We start from the raw sequence: 20696 nt of genomic DNA on the forward strand, positions 1-20696 counted from the left end.
GAAGGGAAATCAGGTCGAATGGCAACTTGTAATATAGACATTAATATAAAAAATGTCTATATTACAGACGTGTTACAATTATATTTCAAAAATGTATTTTTAAAAGAAAATATCTATGATAAAATTAGTAAGAACGCCTAATTTAGTAGGCTGACAACAATTAAAGGAGATAAACAATGAAGAAGATCAGTTTATTATGGAAAAACTTTTTGAAAAAAGGTTTTGCCATTTTAACGATTCTCATGATGCTAGGCCAGATTGGTCAAGGGGCTGTAACTGCCTTTGCCAACCAGCTAGCAGTTGGAGATAATGGGGCTTTGGATGTTACCCTCTTGTACGGGGACAAACAAGACCATCCAGGTGGCATGTCCTATTTTACAGGGGATACCATGTCTGGCTATATCCAGATTACCCCAAAAAATTTGACAACCGACATTAACGATGTCACTGTTAACTTGAAGGTGCCAGGTAAGTACCTCAGAGAAGTCAGTATGCCAGACTTTAATAGTGCCTCAGAGCATGATCAACCAACGGTCACAAAAGTTGGTGATGACTATCTAGTCACCCTTCGCTTTAAAAATTACCAAAAATCAGAAGTGTTGACCTTGCCCTTTATCGGGAAGTTTACAATCGGGTATCCACCGACGAATTACTCGCTAGATATCACAGGAACCTTAAACATCAATGGGCAAGAAACGGCACTTAATGATATCATTTGGAAGCCTAAGTACAACGACTATCGCTTCACCAAGTACATCAACCAAAACTTGAACGAAGCCATGTCTAAGGACTATGCGGAAGCAATGCCAGGTATTGTCAAAGGTGCGGATGGAAAGAACTATATTGAAACACCAACTTCTGTCCCATTTGCCTTCCAATTGGACGGAATGCGTGGTCAATACGGTGGTCAATACCGTCAGTTAGAATCAGCAACGATCACTGATAAGTTGCCAACCTATACAGATAAGAGCGGGAAGACTCGTACAGCTGTTCTCGATACGGCTAAGTCTGAAGGCTGGGTAGACAATGGAGATGGTACCGTTACGAAGACTTTCAAGGCGGATGCAAATGACAATCCAGCAGCTTATCATCAAGAATTTATGACCAAAATCAAGGATACAAGTTACCTCTACTTGAAATTCCCTGATTTGGTCTTAGAAAAAGATCAAACCCTCGAGAACGTTCTTAGTAAGGATTTGACCAATACTGGTAGCATCGTAGGAATTCCTGCCAACCGTGGAGCGGGAGAACCAGATATTACAGCGGAAGACTCCCTTATTTTCCGTTTGACTTCACGTGACCTTGAAGGTGCCGGAAGCTTTGCTAAACGGGCGGATGGGGATGTTTATGACGCAACAGAATACAAGTCTGCTAATTATAAATGGATCTTAAGTTATGCCAACAATACCGTTGCACCGCAGAAGAATTTCGTCTTTTATGATGAGACTGTGGACCCTCGCTTGAAGTTTACCAAGATCGATTATACTCGTCTGCTGGAAGGGAATTATGGTATAGGAAAGCAAATCCATACCATTGTCAAACGAATCATCCTGACCATGGAAGATGGTAGTACGAAAGAAATCCAGTCAGAAGCAGATAAAGATGGAAACGGTCAAATTGATTTGACCAAGTATGGAACGGTTGTAGGCTGGCGGATGGAAATGAAGGATGATTTTGTCCTTTCATCTGGTCAAGGAATTCGCCTCAATAGCTATACAAGCTTCAAGGATCCAGAAAAAACTCGTTACGATGAAATGGACGCGACCAAAAATGTCTACAAGAACACAGGCCGTGTGACCTATAAAACACAGTCAAATGTTGCCAAAGATCAATCGGCGGATTGGACTTTCAACCTGATCCCTATGAAGGAAAGCTTTGAAATTTCAAAATCGACCGATTACAACGATGTCCAATACACAGATGGGAAGACAATTCGTTTCGGTCTGGTAGCAACAAGAGTTATTCTTGATCCTGATAAGAATTATGGCGATCTTCGGGTAATCGATCTTTATGATCCCAATACCTTGGATGTCGATTTTAAAGATTTTGATAGATACCTTCCCTCTGGAGATAGAGGTATGAAATTCTTCAAGCGCTACGAGGTCGTTGAAAATTACCACAATTCAGGTCGATCTGCTATTGTGATGCATTTGGACCAAAAAGAGTTTATTAAAGCGTCTCTGGAAAATAATAGCCAAGTTCGTCTACCATTTATCTATGCAAAATTAAAAGGGAAAGATGACGGTGGAACCTTTACCAACAAGCTTTATGTAGCAGGAAACGGGATCCACGATCTTGAAAATGCTAACCCTGATCGAGTTATCGAAGATGTCTATGACTTAAACGGGAATGGTTCAACAACCGATAAGATTCCTTATGCTCAATCAAACTATACCATTGTCGCAGCAGAAGGGATCTATGCTCGCAAATACATCGCCAAAAATGATGATCTATCCGATGCATCTACAGTTACTCGTACCTTCAAACCTGGTGAAACCTTTAACTACAAGATCACCATTAAAAACAATACAGACAAGCCAGTCGAAGACGGAATTGTTTACGATGCCCTACCAAAAGTACATGATGTCAATACTCTAGATGGTTCAAATCGTTTGACTGAATATACGGTTAGCCTCCGTGGGCCTGTATCTGCTCCTGAAGGCTGGACAGTCTACTATACGACTGACCCTAGCGTCACAAGTGACACTATGGAGCAGGCTGCGGATAGAGATATCTGGACGACAGCTGTAGCAGACTACAGTCAAGTGACGGGTATCAAGTTTGTGGCTAATAAAGACACGACGATCCCAGCACGTAGCGAAGCAAACTTTGGTGTCCCAGTCGTCAACCCAACTGAGTTGACCAAAGACGTCAAAGACTTGATGCAAAAACGCACCAAAGATAATGAAGACAACGGTGGTCGTTCAGGTGTCGTCCAAGCCCATAACCAATTTGGTTACAAGGCCAAAGGCCACGAAGGAAACCGTGAATCGAATACCGTATCCGCACAAATCTTCTCAGCTGCTTTCCAAGTCAAGAAAGTCGATAAGGACGATCCGAAGAAAGTCCTTGAAGGTGCTACATTTACCTTGACAGATGCAAATGGTGCAGTTGTTGCGACAGCTACTTCTGATAAAAACGGGGAACTTTCATTTAGTACCTTGACAGAAGGAACCTATACGCTCAAAGAAACACAAGCACCTGCAAATTACAAGTTGGATGAAACAGATCATGCAGTGGTTGTGACCTATGATGCAGACAAGCAAATCTACCACGTCACGGTGGATGGTAAGGCTGTCGGCTCAAAAGCCCTTCCTCTAGAAATCGCGAATGAAGCGGATATCAAGTATATCGATCTTGAAGCTTCAAAAGTTTGGGATGATCAAGACAATCAAGAAGGTCTTCGTCCAGAAAGTGTCGAATTCCAACTCTATAAGAATGGAAAAGCGCAAGGAAAACCAGTCGCTGTCTCTGCTGCAACAGACTGGAAAGCCCACTTTACAAACCTTCCGGATAAAGACAGCAATGGCAAGCTCAATACCTATACGGTCAAAGAAGTGAAAGTACCAACTCATTATACGGTTGATACAGAAGAAGCCAGCTTCACTGATGGAAAAGCAACCATCACCAACAAACGCACTCCTGAGACAACGACCGTTACCGTCAAGAAAGTCTGGGATGATGCCGATAACCAAGACGGTCTTCGACCTACAACTATCAAGGTTCACCTCTTAGCCAATGGAAAAGAAGTGCAAGCAATCGATCTTGCTGGTCAAGGAAATGAATGGACTCATACCTTCACAGACCTACCAGTCTATAAAGATGGTCAAAAAGTTGTCTACACAGTGACTGAGGATAAAGTGGACAATTACACCACTAAGATTGATGGAACGACGATCACCAATAGCTACAAACCTGGTAAGACAAGCCTCACTGTTACCAAAAACTGGGAAGATGCCAATAACCAAGATGGCCTCCGTCCAAAAACGATTCAGGTTCAATTGTATGCTGGGGATGAAAAAGTTGGTCAAGCGGTTGAATTGTCAGCAGACAACAAATGGACCCATACCTTCTCAGACTTAGATGAGAAGAAAGCCGGCCAAGTCATTAACTATACAGTTAAAGAAATCGATGTTCCAAAAGGCTACACTCAAGCCGTCGAAGCAACGAATCCAGGTCAAGTGGTCGTGACCAATACTCACGAACCAGAAAGGACCAAAGTAGAAGTGACCAAGAAGTGGGAAGATGCTGATAACCAAGATGGTCTACGCCCATCCAGCATTCAAGTTCGATTGTACAAAGATGGCCTTCCTACTGACCAAGTACTAGAACTTTCTGCAGCCAATGATTGGAAAGGTGCATTTGAAAACCTCGATGCCAAGGCTGCTGGAAAAGCGATTAGGTATACTGTTAATGAAGTTGCTGTACCAGATGGATACAAGGTATCGGTAAATGATAAGGATCAAGCTACTATTGTCTTGACCAACACGCATGAACCAGCCCTTACTGATGTGAAAGTCACTAAGAAATGGGATGATGCCAATGACCAAGATGGCCTCCGTCCAAAATTCATCAAGGTTCAATTGTATGCAAATGATGAAAAAGTTGGAGATCCGGTTGAATTGTCTGCGGACAATAAGTGGACCCACACCTTCAGCAAGTTGCCAGAAAAGAAAGCTGGCCAAGTGATCAGCTATCGTGTGGAAGAAGTAGATCTTCCAAAAGGCTATGAAGCAAGTAAGGTAGAGGATGAAAAAGGAAATGCGGTGATTACTAACAAGCATGTTCCAAAAGAAAATCCAAAACAACCAACTCCGCCAAGTTCATCTGAACCGAAGAAACCAGGCCAACCTGAACCGAAAAAGCCAAGCCAACCAGAGCCTAAGAAACCAGGCAAAATCTTAGGATTCTTACCAAATACAGGTACGACCATCTCTATTATTAGTCTTGTATTAGCCTTTGTCTTGGCAAGTATCGCTGCTTATATTTTGAAGAAAAAGAAAAAATAAGCTAGCCTAAAATGAAGCAAACACCAGAAATGGTGTTTGTTTCAGATTTAAGAAAAAGTAATATTAAAAACTTTCCTTAGGTGAGTACGGACGTCAACGAACTTCGTAGAAGTTCCATGACTAATAATTGAGCCTAAGGTCTCAATTATTCCGGGTGCTAGAAACAATAGTGTTTCTAGCACTTTTCTCACGGCGGAAAGTTTCGGTAAATTATTGATTAATTTTTAAAATTAGAACTCATTTTATTTCTTTGCAGAATTATTTAACTTATTTGACTTAAAATTAGTTTGTCTGTGTTCTAGCAAACACCAGAAATGGTGTTTGTTTTTTCTTCTGTCCTTAAATGATCGGATGATGGGAGTTACAACCCTTCCTATCAGGGTTAGGGGAGTAGTTGAAATTCATTTTCCGAACATTTTTAAAAAAAATTCAGAAAAACCTTGACATTTTAGGGAAAGAGAGTATGATTAATTGTGAACTGTTGAACAAGTATTTTTAAGGAGAAGATCCGATGTCGACTAAGGTGATTCTGCTAAAATGATGGCAGTTCAAGCATAAAAATCTTTAGAGCGTTGCGTCCGAAAGTCTAAACAGACACGGCTCTTTAAAAACAAAAGGAGAAGACTATGAAAACAGAACCGATTCATCGTACCAGTATGTGGAAGTTTAAGTTAAGTGCTGCCACCATGACTTTGATTCCCGCTGCCGTGGGGATTAACTATGTTGCCAAAGCCTTGGCGGAGGGGTTAAAGTTGCCCGTTTGGCTGGGGTCTTTGGGAACCTTTCTTGCCAGCATGTTGGCTGGGCCAGTTGCCGGTGCCATCAGTGGTTTCATCAACAATGTGATCTATGGGCTGACCTTATCGCCAATTTCAACCGTGTATGCGATTACCAGCATCGGAATTGGGATTGCTGTCGGAGTTTTGCACGCCAAGGGGTGGTTCTCGTCAGCGCGACGAGTATTTGTTTCTGCTATTATTATTGCCATCGTTTCAGCTGTCATTTCAACGCCACTCAACGTCATCTTTTGGGGTGGTCAGACCGGTATCGCTTGGGGTGACTCATTGTTTGCGGTAATGGTCGCCAATCATGCACCAGTGTGGCTGGCCTCATTTATCGATGAGTTTGTCTTGGATATTTTGGATAAAGTCTGCGTGGCCTATCTGGCATTCTTCATCTATCGTCAGCTGCCGAAGCGGATGATGCACTTCTTTAGCGATGATAAATGATGACTGATCAAACATTGAATTCTGGAGCGCCACGGGTCAAGCTCAAGTGGTACCAGGTGATCGATCCGATTACTAAGCTCTTGTTCATCTTGGACATGACGTTGTTGAGCTTTGCTAGTATGAATTTATTGCTTCAGGCCGGATTAATTCTTATCGCAACACTGCTATTGTTATTTTCCAAATTGAGTTCTACCATCTTTAAGGCGCTGGGATTCAGCCTGTTTCTGATTTGCACCATGCTGATCATCCAAGGGTTATTTTACAGTCGGAATCAAACTGTGCTGTTTTCTGTGCTTGGGGTGTCGTTCTACAAAGAAGGCCTGATTTACGCCACCACTCTGGGTTGTCGAGTATTGGTGATTATTTTGACCAGTGGCTTTTTTATGGTGACCACAAGTATTTCAGAAAACGCGGCCTATTTGGAACGGTCCGGATTGTCTTATAAAACCGTCTACGTTCTGATGTCGGTGTGTTATATTTTGCCGGAAATGATGCGCAATATGCGGAAAATCCAGCAAGCACAAAAAGTTCGCGGAACCAATCCGCAAAAAACGTTGATTCAGAAATTAAAGTCAGTCCTGCCGGTTCTAATTCCATTGGTGATTAAGACCTTGGATCAATCGATGACGCGGTCGATTTCTCTCCAACTGAGAGGTTTTGATAATCTCAACAGGACTGTCAGAACCTCCCAGCGCGTGTATCGCCTGTCGCGAACGCTGCACATTGGTCTGACTGGATTGGCAATTTTATTGATTGGGTGGAAGATATGGACGAAGATAAACGGATTGTAATTGAAAATTTGACCACCCGTTATCCGGGTACTGAGCAACCACAACTGCGTCAGATTAACGCGGAGGTTCATAGCGGCCAGGTGGTTGGGATTATCGGGAATAGCCACTCCGGCAAATCGACTTTGTGCCGTGTGCTGGCAGGGGTCATTCCCAAAATTGTGTCTGCTGAGATTGAGGGCGACTGGCACATGTTTGGCCAGCGAGTGTCCGACAATTGGCCCGTTTATAATGCCATGAATGGAGTTGTACTGCAAAATCCAGCTGGCCAACTAAGCGGGTTGGCAGACACGGTTGCCGATGAAATCGCTTTTGACTTGATTAATCAGGGAATGGCTGAAGGACTGATTCAAAAACGGGTTGAAGAAGTTGCCACGCAAATGGGGCTGATTGAACAGCTGAATTTGCGTCCTGAGAGCCTTTCCGGTGGTCAGATCCAGCGGTTGGCAATTGCCACGGCGATTGTGGCTAATCCGGCTGTTTTGATTATGGATGATCCGACCAGTCAGATGGATCCCCTTGGCCGCCGGCAATTTTTCCAATGGCTGGCCCAAGTCAAAGAGACGACCGTCTTCATTGTCACCAGTGAAATTGACGATTTGTGCGAAGTCGCCGACGTTGTGTGGGTGCTGCACGAGGGTCAAATGGTAGCCCAGGGCAGTCCGGGTGAGGTGTTTAATCATTTGGCAGCTGACTGGCAGATTCCAGCCCCGACAATCCAGCAACTTGCTCAAAAAATGGATTGGCACTTGGCTGATGGCCGGTATCCGGTGAATGACGCTGATCTGAAGGAGGTTCGTTATGTCCACAATTGAACTGAGCAACCTGACGTTCACTTATCCGGAACGGTCCTTTAGCTTGGATGTTGAAGACAAACACTTCGCCGAACCGATGGTGGCGATTGTTGGCCAAAATGGTGCCGGCAAATCAACGCTCTTCAAATTGTTGACGGGCTTGCTGACACCACAAACCGGTGTGATTAAGATCGATGGAGAAAATTTTAATGATCTTAAACCAGTCGAAAAGTTACTGAAGGTTGGGATTACTTTTCAGAATCCTGACGATCAGCTTTTCAACCCGACCGTTCAACGAGAGGTGGAGTGGAGTGTCGCGCAGATCATGGATGACCACGACACGATTACGAGGCGGGCTTTAGCGGCTCTAAAAAGAGTTGGCTTGGATGATAAAACAGCTGAAAGTCCATATGACCTGTCATTGTCGGAACGCAAGCTGTTGAGCGTTGCCACAGTTTTGGCAGTGGATCCGACGATTTATTTATTTGATGAGCCGATGATGTCGCTTGATTGGGAAAGCCGGCGCAAGTTGACCGCAATTTTCCATCAGTTGGCTGATTCGGGCCACCAAGTTGTGACCATCACCCATGACATGGATTGGGTCGCCGCCGAGTTTGAGTCGGTGTATGTTATGGAACACGGGAAGTTTGGCTTCGCCGGCAGTCCACGGGAATTGTTCAGCGATCACGAACTTGTCCAGCGAGTGGGATTACTACCACCGCGGATTATGGACATAGCGAAGTCGCTGGGTGATTCACAGACATATTTATCGGTTAATGATTATTGCCAGAAAAATCGAGATGTATAGAAAAAGTCACCTCTGCGGGTTTTCCAGGTTGAAGGATTAACTTCAGCTTCTGGCAAGAACTCACATGGGTGACTTTTGTGTTTAATAACGTTTCATGATCATCGGGTGGCTTCCTCAGATAACTCGGTTTGATTTGCCAGTAACTATCTCTTTGGTTTGATCAATTCTGTCATTTATCTTGTGCTTGCCCTTCAAAAGGCTTCTACGGTGAGGTTTTGACAACTCTCTATTTCACCATCATGCAGCCAATTGGTCTCTTAGTTTGGATCTATCAAGCCCAGTTCAAAAAAGAACAGCAGGAATTCGTGGGTCGTAAATTGGATGCGGTGGGATGGATCAAGTACTTATCAATTAGTGTGCTTTGGGGGTTAACCTTTGGTTTCATTTACCAATCCGTTGGCGCCAATCGTCCGTTCCGTAATTCTATTACCGATGCGACAAATGGTGTTGGTCAGCTCTTGATGACAGCTGTTTACCGTGAACAATGGATTTTCTGGGCAGCTACCAATGTATTCTCCATCTATCTTTGGTGGGGAAAGAGCCTTCAAATTCAAGGGAAATACTTTATTTACTTGATCAACAGTCTGGTTGGTTGGTACCAATGGAGCAAGGCAGCTAAGAAAGGCTACTAGTAACAATCAATAAAATCAAGAGGTGGGCATGTTACTCCACCTCTTTTTGTGATATACTAGAGTAGTTTTTGAGACCTTGTAGAAGAACGCTCATTTCAAAGAAGTAAAAGGAGAAAACATGGACATCTTTTTGAGGAGTATATCAGGGATCCTGGTCATTCTGGGGATGATTTTAGTGGGCTTTGTCATAGGTGAAAAAGGCTGGTTTGATGACAAGTCACGTGGTTTGATCGCAAAATTAGTCACTCAAATCGCTCTGCCCTGCTATATGCTCTACACCATCACACAGCGTTTTACAGCGACTGCCCTCCTAAAAATGTTACCAGAACTGCGTTTTCCTGCCCTGTCTATGGTCATTTTACTTGGCATCGCGACAGCAGTAGCTAGGATCTTTGCAGTGAGACAAGACCACCGGGGCCTCTTTATTTCCATGTTTTTTAACTCCAATACGATTTTTGTGGGTCTTCCCATTAACCAAGCCCTTTTCGGAGATGCCAGTATTCCCTATGTTTTGATCTATTACATGTGTAATACGACCTTTTTCTGGACCTTGGGGACCTACCTGATCCAGCGGGATGGCGAGGGAGAAGCTCAGTTTGATCTCAAAACGAGTCTGAAAAAAGTCTTTTCTCCTCCTCTCATGGGCTTTCTCTTAGGGCTAGTCTTGGTGATTCTTCATATCAAGCTCCCTACCTTTTTAGCCAGTGATTTACAGTATCTGGGTAATTTGACAACTCCTTTATCCATGATATTTATTGGTTTATCAGTGTCCAATGCAGGACTAAAGCAGCTGACTCTGAAAAAAGACCAATTCTTAATTCTGTTAGGACGCTTCGTGGTTGCCCCACTCTTGATGGCGACCATTGTTTACTGGGCACCTCTTCCAAGCTTGATGAAGCAAGTCTTTATCATTCAGTCCGCTATGCCAGTGATGACCAATGCCCCGGTCGTTGCCAGACTCTATGGAGCCGATAGCGATTACGCAGCGGTCATGGTGACAGAGACGACCCTTGCTACCATGGTGGTGATCCCAATACTCATGGTGTTGATGGCTTGATCAATTTAAAAATGTGAAGCAACAGCCTTATCAAGGGGAACCACTTACTAAAACTGAATTACTCGAAAAATATCCAAAATTGGAAGCTTTTCTCAATACATTAGCTGGTAACATTACAGAAAGCCAAATGAGTCAACTCAACTACCAAGTTGGTGTGGAAGGAAAATCAGCTAAAGAAATAGCACGTGAATTTTTGATTCAAGAAGCTCTTCTAAAGTAGAAGCAGATTTCCTTATGAATTCTTAAAAATCTTCGATTTGTATTCGAAGATTTTTTGTTATGAAAATTTTACTTTCCACTTGACAAGTGAGTAAGTACTCACTATAATAGTCTCATATTTAAAAGTGAGTAAACACTCACCTAGGAGGATGCAAATGAAAACATTGCTACATTTACAAGATTTAGAAAAATCTTTTGGTCGTCAAATGGTCTTAGATCAGGTTAGTTTTGATTTACAGCCTGGGAAAATCATTGGTCTAATCGGTCCATCGGGTGCTGGTAAATCAACTATGATTAAAACCATGTTAGGAATGGAAAAGGCGGATAGCGGTATCGCTTTAGTTTTAGACCATACCATGCCCAATCGTCATATTCTGGGAGATATTGGCTATATGGCTCAATCAGATGCTCTTTATGAAGCCTTGTCAGGAGAAGAAAATTTGGAATTTTTCGGTCAGCTAAAAGGCCTATCAAAAAAAGTCTTAAAGGATAAAATTGCCCATGTAGCTCAAGTAGTCGATTTGACAGAGCATTTAAACAAGGCAGTAGCTGGTTATTCCGGAGGGATGAAACGACGCTTGTCCCTAGCCATTGCGCTTTTAGGAAATCCGCAACTCTTGATTTTGGACGAACCAACTGTTGGAATCGACCCTTCGCTTCGAAAGAAAATCTGGCAAGAGTTGATGGCGCTCAGAGACAAGGGGGTAGGAATCCTAGTCACCACTCATGTTATGGATGAAGCAGAGCTTACGGATAAGGTTGGCCTCTTGTTAGGTGGAAAAATCATTGCCTTTGATACACCAAAAAATCTCAAAGAAGGTTATGGTGTTTCAAGTATTGAAGAAGTCTTTTTGAAGGCGGAAGGAGAGTAAGATGAGAACCTTAGCTATTGCGAAAAAAGTATTAAAAGAATTGCTTCGTGATAAACGAACTCTTGCCATGATGTTTGTAGCACCAGTCTTTATCATGTGGTTGATGAATCTCATGTTTTCGGCTAGTACAGCCGTGAATATTAAACTAGCAACACAAGATCTTCCAACTAGTTTGGTGACGAAAATGGATGATCTGGACCATGTTAGTGTACAGACTTACAACGATCTCAATCAAGCAAAGAAAGACTTAGCTGATGAAAAAGTAGATGCGGTGGTTTCTTATAAAAACGGTGAATATCAGGTCGATTATGCAAATACAGATGCTTCTAAAACATCCATGACTCGACAAGTATTGCGGACCAGTATCGCCAGCGAAGGAAGTAATCAATTAATGACTCGCGTCAAACAAGCTCTTCCACAATTGAATTTGGAGGCAAAAACACCGGAAATCAAGGAATTCTACCAGTATGGTGATGAAAATACAAGCTTTTTTACAAGTATGATTCCAGTTTTGATAGGCTTTGTCGTTTTCTTTTTTGTTTTTTTGATTTCAGGCATGGCATTGTTGAAAGAACGCACCAGTGGTACACTAGAGCGTTTATTAGCAACTCCAGTCAAACGTTCTGAAATCGTATATGGTTACATGTTGTCTTACGGTCTCATTGCGATTATTCAAACAGCAGTCGTAGTCCTAGCTGCCATTTGGTTATTAGATGTAGAAGTTGTTGGAAATTTATTTCATGTTATAATAGTTAATGTAGTACTGGCTCTTGTAGCATTGGCCTTCGGAATTCTCTTGTCTACCTTGGCCAAATCAGAATTCCAAATGATGCAGTTTATTCCTCTTGTGATCATGCCACAGCTCTTTTTCTCAGGAATTATTCCATTGTCATCGATGGGAGATTGGGCTCAGATGGTCGGTAGATTTTTGCCTTTGACCTATTCTGGTGATGCAATGAGTCAGATTATTCTTTACGGACGTGGCCTTGGAGACGTTTTGCCAAATATCGGTGTTCTACTGATTTTCCTTGTCATTTTGACAATCCTCAATATTGTAGGCTTACGCCGTTACCGTAAAGTTTAAAGAAAAACACAAAAAATACTAAAAGGGATGACTGTTCAATGGATAAGACTATTTTTGAATCGTTTGAAGATTACTTAGAGGAAGCTGATTATCCTCAAGGGAAGAAAAAAATTATGCGGTCGGCAGTGGATCTCATTTCGACCAAGGGCTATGATGGCACCTCTACCCTTCACATAGCTGAGCATGCTGGACTCAGTCAAGCTACCTTATTTAAGTATTTTAAAACGAAAGTCGATTTGTTAACAGCTATTTTACACCCTGTTGTCCCAGGGCTTTTCGGAAGTTTTTTTGAAGAACTGTTGACTTTTGAAACGACAGAAGAAAAAGTTCATTATCTCGTCCATAATCGAATGACCTATCTCAAAAAAAATCGTGCCTTGATGAAAATTATTTTTCACGAATTGTTCTCTAATAAGAAATTGAGACATGAACAGATTTTTATCTGGAATACTATCCAGGATAAACTTCTGATGCTCCACAAGGAATTGTTGGCAGATCCACGTGTTAATCCTGAATTAACGATTCCTCAAATGGTTCGCATCTGTGTAGGTCCTTTGTTAGCTTACTTTTCTCAACTGTATATCGTTGGTGACAATGGCGAAATGAGAGAAGAGGATTTAGAATTGTTAGAAAAGCAAATCTTAGGAGGCTTGTGGAAGTAGCAATTTTCTAAATATAGAATGAAAAAACAACTTTTAAAAGTTGATTCAGATTGAAGACAAACGTCATTTTTGGCGTTTGTTTTTTTGTATTTGATAATCCGTAAAAGGCATAGCAATTTTGGATGATGAATAGAATAAGAAAAAGCTCAAGTTTTCATTGATACAACTTGAGCTTTTCTTATATGAGGGCTAATAAAATAGTGATTACCAGAGCGATTCCCAATCGAATGACAAGGTGGGCTAGATTGAAGTTTTCTTTGTGCTTGCCATTCCAATAGGCTCCGTAGCAAATCAACCCACAGCCGATTAGCCAAATGAATAAAGCAACAATCGGCAAAAAGCAGTAGAGGATGAGAGATAAGGTCGCAATGCTACTTCCGATAAGGAGAAGCCGATTTCCTAAAGTGTTTTTGCCCTTTCTTAATTCTGAAAGGCTAGCCATGAAATGAAGAAGAGCAAAAGCAAGGGCTAAGAAGGCTGTAATAATGTTAACAATGTAACAAAGTGGCATATTTGTTTTCTTTCTAGGATAATTAAAGTAAATGTAATGTGATAGTGTTCAGAACTTAAGACCTTAACTTACCTTAGTTTGAGAGTCTTCTTATGAAGAACCATGAATGAAAGCACAAGATTAACAATGATAAGGGTTAAAGTGATAAAAGAGTAGCAATAAAGATTGATTGGTACGTTATTTTTGAGATAGAATAGAGAAAATAAACTCGTAAAAATGCCAGTTAGCAATCCCGGCGCATATTTTCGAATAACAATTGTCTGAATAAGATGTCCGAACACATGATAGATATAAGCGATTACGATGGTTGTGTAAATGGTATAGTTGTTAAATTGGTAACTAAGATAAAGTGTTATCATTAGAAGTAAAAGTTGCTCCAAGACAATGGCATTGAAAGCAAAAGGAGTGTAATAAGATAGGATTCGATTGTTTGGATACTGGATTGATATTTTTTTGGCAAAGGATGGCATCCAAACGATTTCTTCGAGTTCGTGAAGCATGAATAGGGCTGGAAAAAGAAAATAAAATTGCACGATGGACATTGAAAACACTCCTTTCTAATTCGAACCCACTTTCAGAATCTCCAAATAAAACTGGATCACTTCTTGTTCGGAGTAGGACTTGCCTTTTTTCAACCACCAGCTGAGGGTTTCAATGAAGTGGCTAACGACCAAGTGCTTGAGATAGGAGTGAGGGAGAGTTGGATGGGCCTTGATGAGTTCGTCGGCTAACATAGGGTAGACGTCATGTTCCAGTTCTTTTCGCAGTTGTCGGATAAAATAATCATTTTTTGAAAGCAATAGACTGGTTACATGGTCTTGATTTTTCTTGAAATGCTGAAAAATATGGGCCAGGTAGTCTTGTGGAGAGAGGTGCTGAGCACGCTCAAATAAATGGTGAAAGAGCTGTTGGCAGAGTTCATCCAGCAGTAACTCTTTGCTCTCATAATGGCTGTAAAAGGTTGATCGCCCGACATCAGCGAGGTCAATGATTTCTTGAACCGTTATGGCTTCATAGTCTTTTTGGTTAAGTAATTGTAAAAAAGCTTTATAGATAGCATTTCGAGTCTTGGTAATGCGACGATCTGGAACTTTCATATGGACAATTTGAACAAACTGTTCAATAACGTACATGGAGAACGGTTTGCTCCTATCCTTTCTGTTGATAGTATTGGATAATAGATAATGAAGAGAAGAGATAATAGTCTCAGTTCTCGGAATATCTATAGAGTTAAATGATTTACGCAGTAGCTGATTGGTCTCTTTTTCGCTCTTTAGCTTCAAAGAGTACCTAATCAGCCTTGCAATGGTGGGAATAGGAATAAATTTTTATAAAAATTGATTCTGTCCCACTCCCATTATAACAAAGGAAACAAGATTATGAAGACAAAACATGCAGTTTGGCTGGCTTTTTTCTTGAATCTAAGCTTTGCCATTGTTGAGTTTATAGCAGGAGGGATTTTTGGTTCCAGTGCAGTTCTTGCTGATTCGGTTCATGACTTTGGGGATGCGGTTGCTATTGGTATCTCGGCTTTCCTAGAGAGCATTTCCAATCGGAAAGAAGACAGCCATTACACCTTGGGATACAAGCGTTTTAGCCTTTTAGGGGCTATGGTGACCGCTGTGATCCTGATGACAGGGTCTGGGATGGTGATTTTGGAAAATATGGTCAAACTCTTTCACCCACAACCTGTCAATGAAGAAGGTCTTCTCTGGCTTGGAATCATTGCCATCAGTGTAAATGTCTTAGCAAGTCTGGTCATTCGTAAGGGACAAACCAAGAATGAATCCATTCTCAGCCTTCACTTTTTGGAAGACACCCTAGGTTGGGTCGCCGTCATCCTGATGGCCATTGTTCTCCGATATACTGACTGGTATATCCTGGATCCGCTCCTGTCCCTTGCTATTTCCTTCTTTATTCTTTCAAAAGCCATTCCTCGTTTTTGGTCTACGCTCAGGATTTTCCTCGATGCCGTGCCAGAAGGGGTGAACATCCAGAAGATCAAGACGGATCTGGCAGAGTTGGACCATGTCGCTAGTATTAACCAGCTTAATCTTTGGACCATGGATGGCTTGGAAAAAAATGCCATCGTCCATGTTTGTCTGGAGCACGTCAAGCATATGGAGGTCTGTAAAGAGTCTATCCGCACCTTGCTCAAAGAGAGTGGCTTTCAAAATGTCACTATTGAAGTGGATGAAGACCTAGCAACTCACCGTGCTCACAAGCGAAATATCGAAGAGCTGGAGGCAGAAAGTGAGCAAGAGCACCATCATTAAATACAAAACGACTCCTAGAAAAGTGGATTTTCTAGGAGTTTTGTTTTATTCGTTAATTTATGCTAGAATACTAAAAAGAAAAAGTTTTTCCCATATATGCTTGATAGAGGTGCTAAATGAAGGAATTTGGAGAACTATATAGGCAATTTCGAGAATCCAGAGGTATCCGACTGAAAGATGTTGCAAAGGCAGGTATTTCAACCTCTCAACTCTCCCGCTTTGAAAAGGGGCAGACAGATTTAACCATTTCAAAGTTTATGTTGATCTTAGATGAAATCAATGTGCCGATTGATGAATTTATGTATGCTGTCCATGATTTTCACCGTGATAATCTGAATGAACTCTTGACAAAGGTCAGGCTTTTTGTATCGACTCATGATATCGATGAAATGAAGAAACTCCTTGCTTCTCAGATGGGGTTGAAAGACAAAAGGGAAAAGTTTCATCACATTAATACTATTTTATTAAAAATTCGTTTACAGGATTTATCTGGAGAAGATTACTATACAGAAGACGACCTAAAGGATTTAACGGATTACCTATTCAGCGTAGAGCACTGGGGCTATTATGAGTTATTAATTTTTATAAATACCCTAGATGTGTTGAATCATGAGGTTTTTATGGTATTGGCAAGGGAGATGTCTAAAAGATCGGATTTCTACAAAGAGATTCCGAATAATCGACGTATGATTTCAACTATGTTACTGAATGGGTATATTACTTGTATTGAGCGCCAAAAAATGGTAGATGCCTGCTATTTTGAGGAACAATTAAATCAGTGTTTCTTCATCGAGACGGAAATGTATGAACGTCTCGTGTTTGTCTATGCTCAAAACTTTTATCGCTATCGAAAGACAGGAGATACGAGTGCCATCGACGAAATGAGAAAGTGTATTGAGACCATGAAATTGGCAGGGAGCGAGCATATTGCGACGATTTATGAAAGAAATTTGAAAAAATTGATGAATGAAAATAATTAGTGAGCATATATGGGAATAAAATACCGTACAAAAGAAGAAGTGCTATAATTTTTACAATCAGTCCATAGAATCCGACTAAATGGGATAAGGAACAGTTATCAGTAATAGACTCTGTAGAAAGGATTAGCTGCCATGTTAAAAAAATTCATTTCTAAAAAACATTTGCTTCTCTATTTTAGTTTCATTGTTGTGACCTGGCTGGAAGCCATTATCACGCCATCCTTGGTATCGATGATTGTGGCGAGCTTTGAGAAGAAGGCGCTGAGTGAATTATGGATGGCACTAATCGTTGGGATCGTCGGTAATTTTATTATTCTGGTTGGGTTGGCTGGGAAACGGTATTACTATGCAAGGTTAGTCGCTGATTTTACCTTGACCATGAAAGAAAAATTATTTCACCATTTTTTGTATGGTAAAAATGGTGAAAAAGAGGAGATTCTGTTATAATTGGTGGTGTAAGAGTCATTCAAAATTATGGGGCCGGGGATTTCTTTTTTCATCGATTTAAAAAGGTTTTGGGAAAAAGAGTTGAGCAAGACATTCGGTATGAACGACAACGGACAATCAACACTATCCTTATTAATAGTATTGATGCGTTTTGTTCGGTTGTTCCAATCATTATCGGTGGGGTGATGACCTATTATGATTACTTGTCTGGTGCCAGCTTTGTTGCAATTTATCTAGTTTCCCATAATATCGGCTATCAATTTAATGAACTTTCCTATTTTATCAATACTTACAAGTCGATTGAACAACTGAGGGAACGTTACTCTTTTCTACTTCAAGATACAAGTTCACAGATGGATGACCAAGCTTCGGTTCCTCTTTTTCCTATCGTTGCAGATCATGTTTCTTTGCGGTTTGAAGATAAAGTACTCTTTAAAAAACTATCTTTAGAAATCAAAGCAGGAGAGAAAGTTGCTCTGATTGGCCCAAGTGGCTGTGGAAAGTCTACCTTGTTGAACCTTCTTTATGGTCAAGTATCTCTAGATTCAGGAAGTGTGACCTACGATGGTCAGACTTTAGCACAGGAGCAGATTGCACGATCGGTTTCCTATATTTTACAAGACTCCTATATTTTTAATGGGTTGTCACTGGAAGACAATATCATCCTTGGGAAGGCCCTAGACAAACTAAAGATGGAACAGGTTTTGGATCGAGTAAACTTAGCATTTTTAAAGGAACATCTTTTATATGGGGAGCAGCTTTCTGGTGGAGAAAAGCAACGTCTAGAAATTGCTCGTAGTTTGTACCACAATAGTGACTTGATTTTAGCAGATGAAGTCAAAGCCAATCTGGACAAAGAGAATGCTCGTCAAATTTCAAGGATCCTACTACGTCTTCCACAAGCCCTTGTGGAGGTGATTCACCATTATGATGATGAGATACTAGCTCAATACGATCAAGTGATCGATTTATCTCATGAAGATTGATAAAAAGGAGGGATACGATGTCTCGTTCCTTTGTGAAATTATTAGTTTCCCAATTGTTTGCAAATTTAGCGGATATTTTTCTTAGGGTATCCCTTATTGCAAATATCTTTGTTATAACTAAATCGGTAATTGCTACCTCAATGGTTCCGATTCTCATCGGATTGTCAGCATTCATGGCAAGTTTTTTAGTCCCCTTGGTGACCAAAATAATTCCCTTAAATCGAGTTTTATTTTTGACTCAAGGAGGAAAAACAGCTCTAGTGGCAATTCTCGTGGCCCTGTTTACCAAGTTTCAATTCGTACCAGCCGTGGGGATGTATGTTTTTGTAATTGCTATTTCTATCTTAGACGGCTTTGCAGCACCGGTTTCTTATGCCATGATTCCTCGATATGCTACAAATTTGGGAAAGGCAAATGCCGCTTTGTCAATGAGTGGTGAGGGAGTTCAATTAATTGGTTGGGGACTGGGAGGACTCCTTTACGCTTTGGTTGGTCTATTTTCCACAATGTTGCTAGTCCTATTCCTTTATCTTCTCTCTACTTTTGTGATGCTCTTTCTTCCTCAGGCTAAAATAGAGCAGTTAGAAGCGGAGACCAATCTGGATACTCTTGTCAAAGGTTGGAGCTTAGTGGTGAAAAATCCTCCATTAAGGTTATTGGTACAAGCAAATTTATTGGAGAATTTTTCTAATACAATCTGGGTTTCGTCTGTGATTCTTGTTTTTGTAACCGAGGTATTGCAACAGACTGAAAGCTACTGGGGCTACTCCAATACAGCCTATTCTCTGGGAATTATTTTAGGGGGAATGATTGTTTTCAACTACTCTGAAAAGTTTTTAGCTCACAAATGGAAAAGTATTTTCTTTCCGCTTGTCGCAATAGTAGCCGTCACAGGCAGTATCCTGTTTTTCTCAACTGTAGAAACATTTTTACTTTTTTCAGCTGGAATCGGCTTCTTGTCTCAATTGAAAGAAGTCCCCGAAAGTGTCTTCCTTCAGGAAACGGTTGATGAAAATCAGTTAGTGCATGTCTATTCTGTATTTGAAGTCATTTCAACCCTTGCTTTTTCAGTTTTCGTCTTTTTGATGAGTTCTATGACAGAGTATTTCGGGATTCGGACAGTTTTCTATTTGGCAATGATCGCTACACTCTTAGAAGCAGCCTTGATATATTGTAAAAGAGATCTGTTAAACAAAGGTTGATAAGAGGGAGTAGGTAATTAGGAAGGACTGCTACTTACAAATTAGGCGATAAAAGTGTATACTAGAAGACAGTAAGCAATAGAAAGTAGGTCGTCCCTATGAAGAAAACAGTCTATACAAAAGCTGGGCAAGTGGGTCTAGTAGAAGTGGAACGTCCACACATCGAAGCACCAGATGATGTCATTCTCCGCATCGTTCGCACTTGTGTCTGTGGCTCCGATCTTTGGAGCTACCGCAATCCAGATATTGAAGAGGGACGCCAAAATAGTGGTCACGAAGCCATTGGGATTGTGGAAGAAATCGGAGAAGCTATTACAACGGTCAAATCGGGAGACTTTGTCATCGCCCCTTTCACCCATGGTTGTGGGGAGTGTGATGCCTGTCGTGCGGGTTATGATGGGACCTGTGACCGCCATATCGGCAGCAACTGGTCTGACGGGGTGCAAGCGGAGTACATGCGCTTTGAATATGCCAACTGGGCCCTTGTCAAAATCCCTGGGCAACCATCTGATTATACAGAAGCCATGCTTAAATCCTTCTTGACGCTAGCAGATGTCATGCCGACGGGCTATCATGCGGCGCGTGTGGCTCATGTGAAACGGGGCGACAAAGTCGTGGTCATCGGGGACGGAGCTGTTGGTCAATGTGCTGTCATCGCAGCTAAGATGCGTGGTGCCTCACAAATTGTCCTCATGAGCCGTCATGAAGACCGCCAACAAATGGCTCTGGAATTTGGTGCTACAGCCGTTGTAGCAGAGCGTGGGGAAGAAGGCATTGCTAAGGTCCGTGAAATCCTTGGTGGAGGAGCAGATGCAGCTCTTGAATGTGTCGGTACCGCGGCAGCCGTCGATCAAGCCCTTGGAGTCCTTCATAATGGGGGGTGCTTAGGATTTGTCGGTGTGCCTCATTACAATAATCGTGCTCTTGGATCGACCTTTGCCCAAAATATTTCCGTGGCAGGTGGAGCAGCCTCTGTTACCACCTATGACAAGCAATTCTTGCTGAAAGCAGTGCTTGACGGAGACATCAATCCAGGTCGCGTCTTCACCCATAGCTATAGCTTGGACGAGATTGATCAAGCCTATAAAGATATGGATGAACGCAAGACCATTAAGGCTATGATTGTGATAGAATAACGAA

Annotated in this window: 16 protein-coding genes and 3 pseudogenes; 16 read left to right on the forward strand and 3 right to left on the reverse strand. The window is 41.6% G+C overall.

All coding sequences use genetic code 11. The features are described 5' to 3' along the window. Nucleotides 1-176 precede the first annotated feature (176 nt). The 11 genes and pseudogenes from JX304_RS08780 (at nucleotide 177) to JX304_RS08830 (ending at nucleotide 13154) form a co-directional block, all read left to right on the forward strand. A complete protein-coding gene (locus JX304_RS08780) occupies nucleotides 177-5009 on the forward strand; it encodes a Cna B-type domain-containing protein (protein ID WP_205012148.1) in 4833 nt (1610 codons plus the stop codon). A 626-nt stretch (nucleotides 5010-5635) separates the two neighbouring features. After that, nucleotides 5636-6238: an ECF transporter S component gene (locus tag JX304_RS08785; RefSeq protein ID WP_200772706.1), complete on the forward strand. Its 603-nt coding sequence runs from the start codon at nucleotides 5636-5638 to the stop codon at nucleotides 6236-6238. Then, on the forward strand, nucleotides 6238-7029 hold the full coding sequence (locus tag JX304_RS08790) for an energy-coupling factor transporter transmembrane component T (RefSeq protein ID WP_205012222.1): 792 nt from the start codon (nucleotides 6238-6240) through the stop codon (nucleotides 7027-7029). The genes JX304_RS08785 and JX304_RS08790 overlap by 1 nt, the downstream gene beginning before the upstream one ends. Further along, entirely contained in the window at nucleotides 7005-7841 is an 837-nt protein-coding gene (locus JX304_RS08795; protein WP_205012150.1) for an ABC transporter ATP-binding protein, read from the forward strand. Before JX304_RS08790 ends, JX304_RS08795 begins: the two co-directional genes overlap by 25 nt. Beyond that, a complete protein-coding gene (locus JX304_RS08800; RefSeq protein ID WP_205012151.1) occupies nucleotides 7828-8628 on the forward strand; it encodes an energy-coupling factor ABC transporter ATP-binding protein in 801 nt (266 codons plus the stop codon). The genes JX304_RS08795 and JX304_RS08800 overlap by 14 nt, the downstream gene beginning before the upstream one ends. Before the next feature lie 135 nt (nucleotides 8629-8763). Then, nucleotides 8764-9260 (forward strand): annotated as a pseudogene (pnuC, locus tag JX304_RS08805) (nicotinamide riboside transporter PnuC); the annotation flags it as partial. 118 nt (nucleotides 9261-9378) lie between these two features. Continuing rightward, complete coding sequence (locus tag JX304_RS08810) at nucleotides 9379-10317, forward strand: AEC family transporter (RefSeq protein ID WP_205012153.1); 939 nt, start codon at nucleotides 9379-9381, stop codon at nucleotides 10315-10317. Between the two features lie 10 nt (nucleotides 10318-10327). Continuing rightward, nucleotides 10328-10537 (forward strand): annotated as a pseudogene (locus JX304_RS08815) (glycine betaine ABC transporter substrate-binding protein); the annotation flags it as partial. 154 nt (nucleotides 10538-10691) lie between these two features. Beyond that, a complete protein-coding gene (locus JX304_RS08820) occupies nucleotides 10692-11408 on the forward strand; it encodes an ABC transporter ATP-binding protein (protein ID WP_205012156.1) in 717 nt (238 codons plus the stop codon). Nucleotide 11409: 1 nt separating this feature from the next. Then, nucleotides 11410-12492 (forward strand): ABC transporter permease, encoded by a 1083-nt coding sequence (locus tag JX304_RS08825; protein ID WP_205012158.1) that lies wholly within the window; start codon nucleotides 11410-11412, stop codon nucleotides 12490-12492. A gap of 38 nt (nucleotides 12493-12530) precedes the next feature. Beyond that, nucleotides 12531-13154, forward strand: a complete 624-nt coding sequence (locus JX304_RS08830; protein WP_205012159.1) for a TetR/AcrR family transcriptional regulator — start codon at nucleotides 12531-12533, stop codon at nucleotides 13152-13154. Between the two features lie 178 nt (nucleotides 13155-13332). Here the strand turns inward: JX304_RS08830 and JX304_RS08835 are convergent, their stop codons facing one another. The 3 genes from JX304_RS08835 to JX304_RS08845 form a co-directional block, all read right to left on the reverse strand. Continuing rightward, on the reverse strand, nucleotides 13333-13665 hold the full coding sequence (locus JX304_RS08835) for a glucuronide permease (RefSeq protein WP_205012161.1): 333 nt from the start codon (nucleotides 13663-13665) through the stop codon (nucleotides 13333-13335). A gap of 68 nt (nucleotides 13666-13733) precedes the next feature. Then, nucleotides 13734-14207 (reverse strand): HXXEE domain-containing protein, encoded by a 474-nt coding sequence (locus JX304_RS08840; protein WP_205012163.1) that lies wholly within the window; start codon nucleotides 14205-14207, stop codon nucleotides 13734-13736. Nucleotides 14208-14222: 15 nt separating this feature from the next. Continuing rightward, the gene (locus JX304_RS08845) at nucleotides 14223-14762 is read right to left on the reverse strand and encodes a TetR/AcrR family transcriptional regulator (protein ID WP_239649429.1); all 540 of its coding nucleotides are present in this window, start codon (nucleotides 14760-14762) and stop codon (nucleotides 14223-14225) included. A 282-nt stretch (nucleotides 14763-15044) separates the two neighbouring features. Between JX304_RS08845 and JX304_RS08850 the strand changes: the two genes are divergently transcribed. From JX304_RS08850 to JX304_RS08870, 5 genes and pseudogenes are all read left to right on the forward strand, one after another. Further along, nucleotides 15045-15941: a cation diffusion facilitator family transporter gene (locus JX304_RS08850; protein ID WP_205012167.1), complete on the forward strand. Its 897-nt coding sequence runs from the start codon at nucleotides 15045-15047 to the stop codon at nucleotides 15939-15941. 116 nt (nucleotides 15942-16057) lie between these two features. After that, nucleotides 16058-16921 carry a helix-turn-helix domain-containing protein gene (locus JX304_RS08855; RefSeq protein WP_205012169.1) on the forward strand — a complete coding sequence of 288 codons (864 nt, stop codon included), beginning with the start codon at nucleotides 16058-16060 and terminating at the stop codon, nucleotides 16919-16921. Nucleotides 16922-17053: 132 nt separating this feature from the next. After that, nucleotides 17054-18354, forward strand: a pseudogene (locus JX304_RS08860) (ATP-binding cassette domain-containing protein). Nucleotides 18355-18371: 17 nt separating this feature from the next. Then, nucleotides 18372-19556 carry a ryptide export MFS transporter gene (locus JX304_RS08865; RefSeq protein WP_205012171.1) on the forward strand — a complete coding sequence of 395 codons (1185 nt, stop codon included), beginning with the start codon at nucleotides 18372-18374 and terminating at the stop codon, nucleotides 19554-19556. Between the two features lie 98 nt (nucleotides 19557-19654). Then, nucleotides 19655-20692, forward strand: a complete 1038-nt coding sequence (locus JX304_RS08870; protein ID WP_205012173.1) for a zinc-binding dehydrogenase — start codon at nucleotides 19655-19657, stop codon at nucleotides 20690-20692. The last annotated feature ends 4 nt before the right edge of the window (nucleotides 20693-20696 follow it).

Source organism: Streptococcus parasanguinis, assembly GCF_901875555.1.
GTDB classification, from domain to species: domain Bacteria; phylum Bacillota; class Bacilli; order Lactobacillales; family Streptococcaceae; genus Streptococcus; species Streptococcus parasanguinis_H.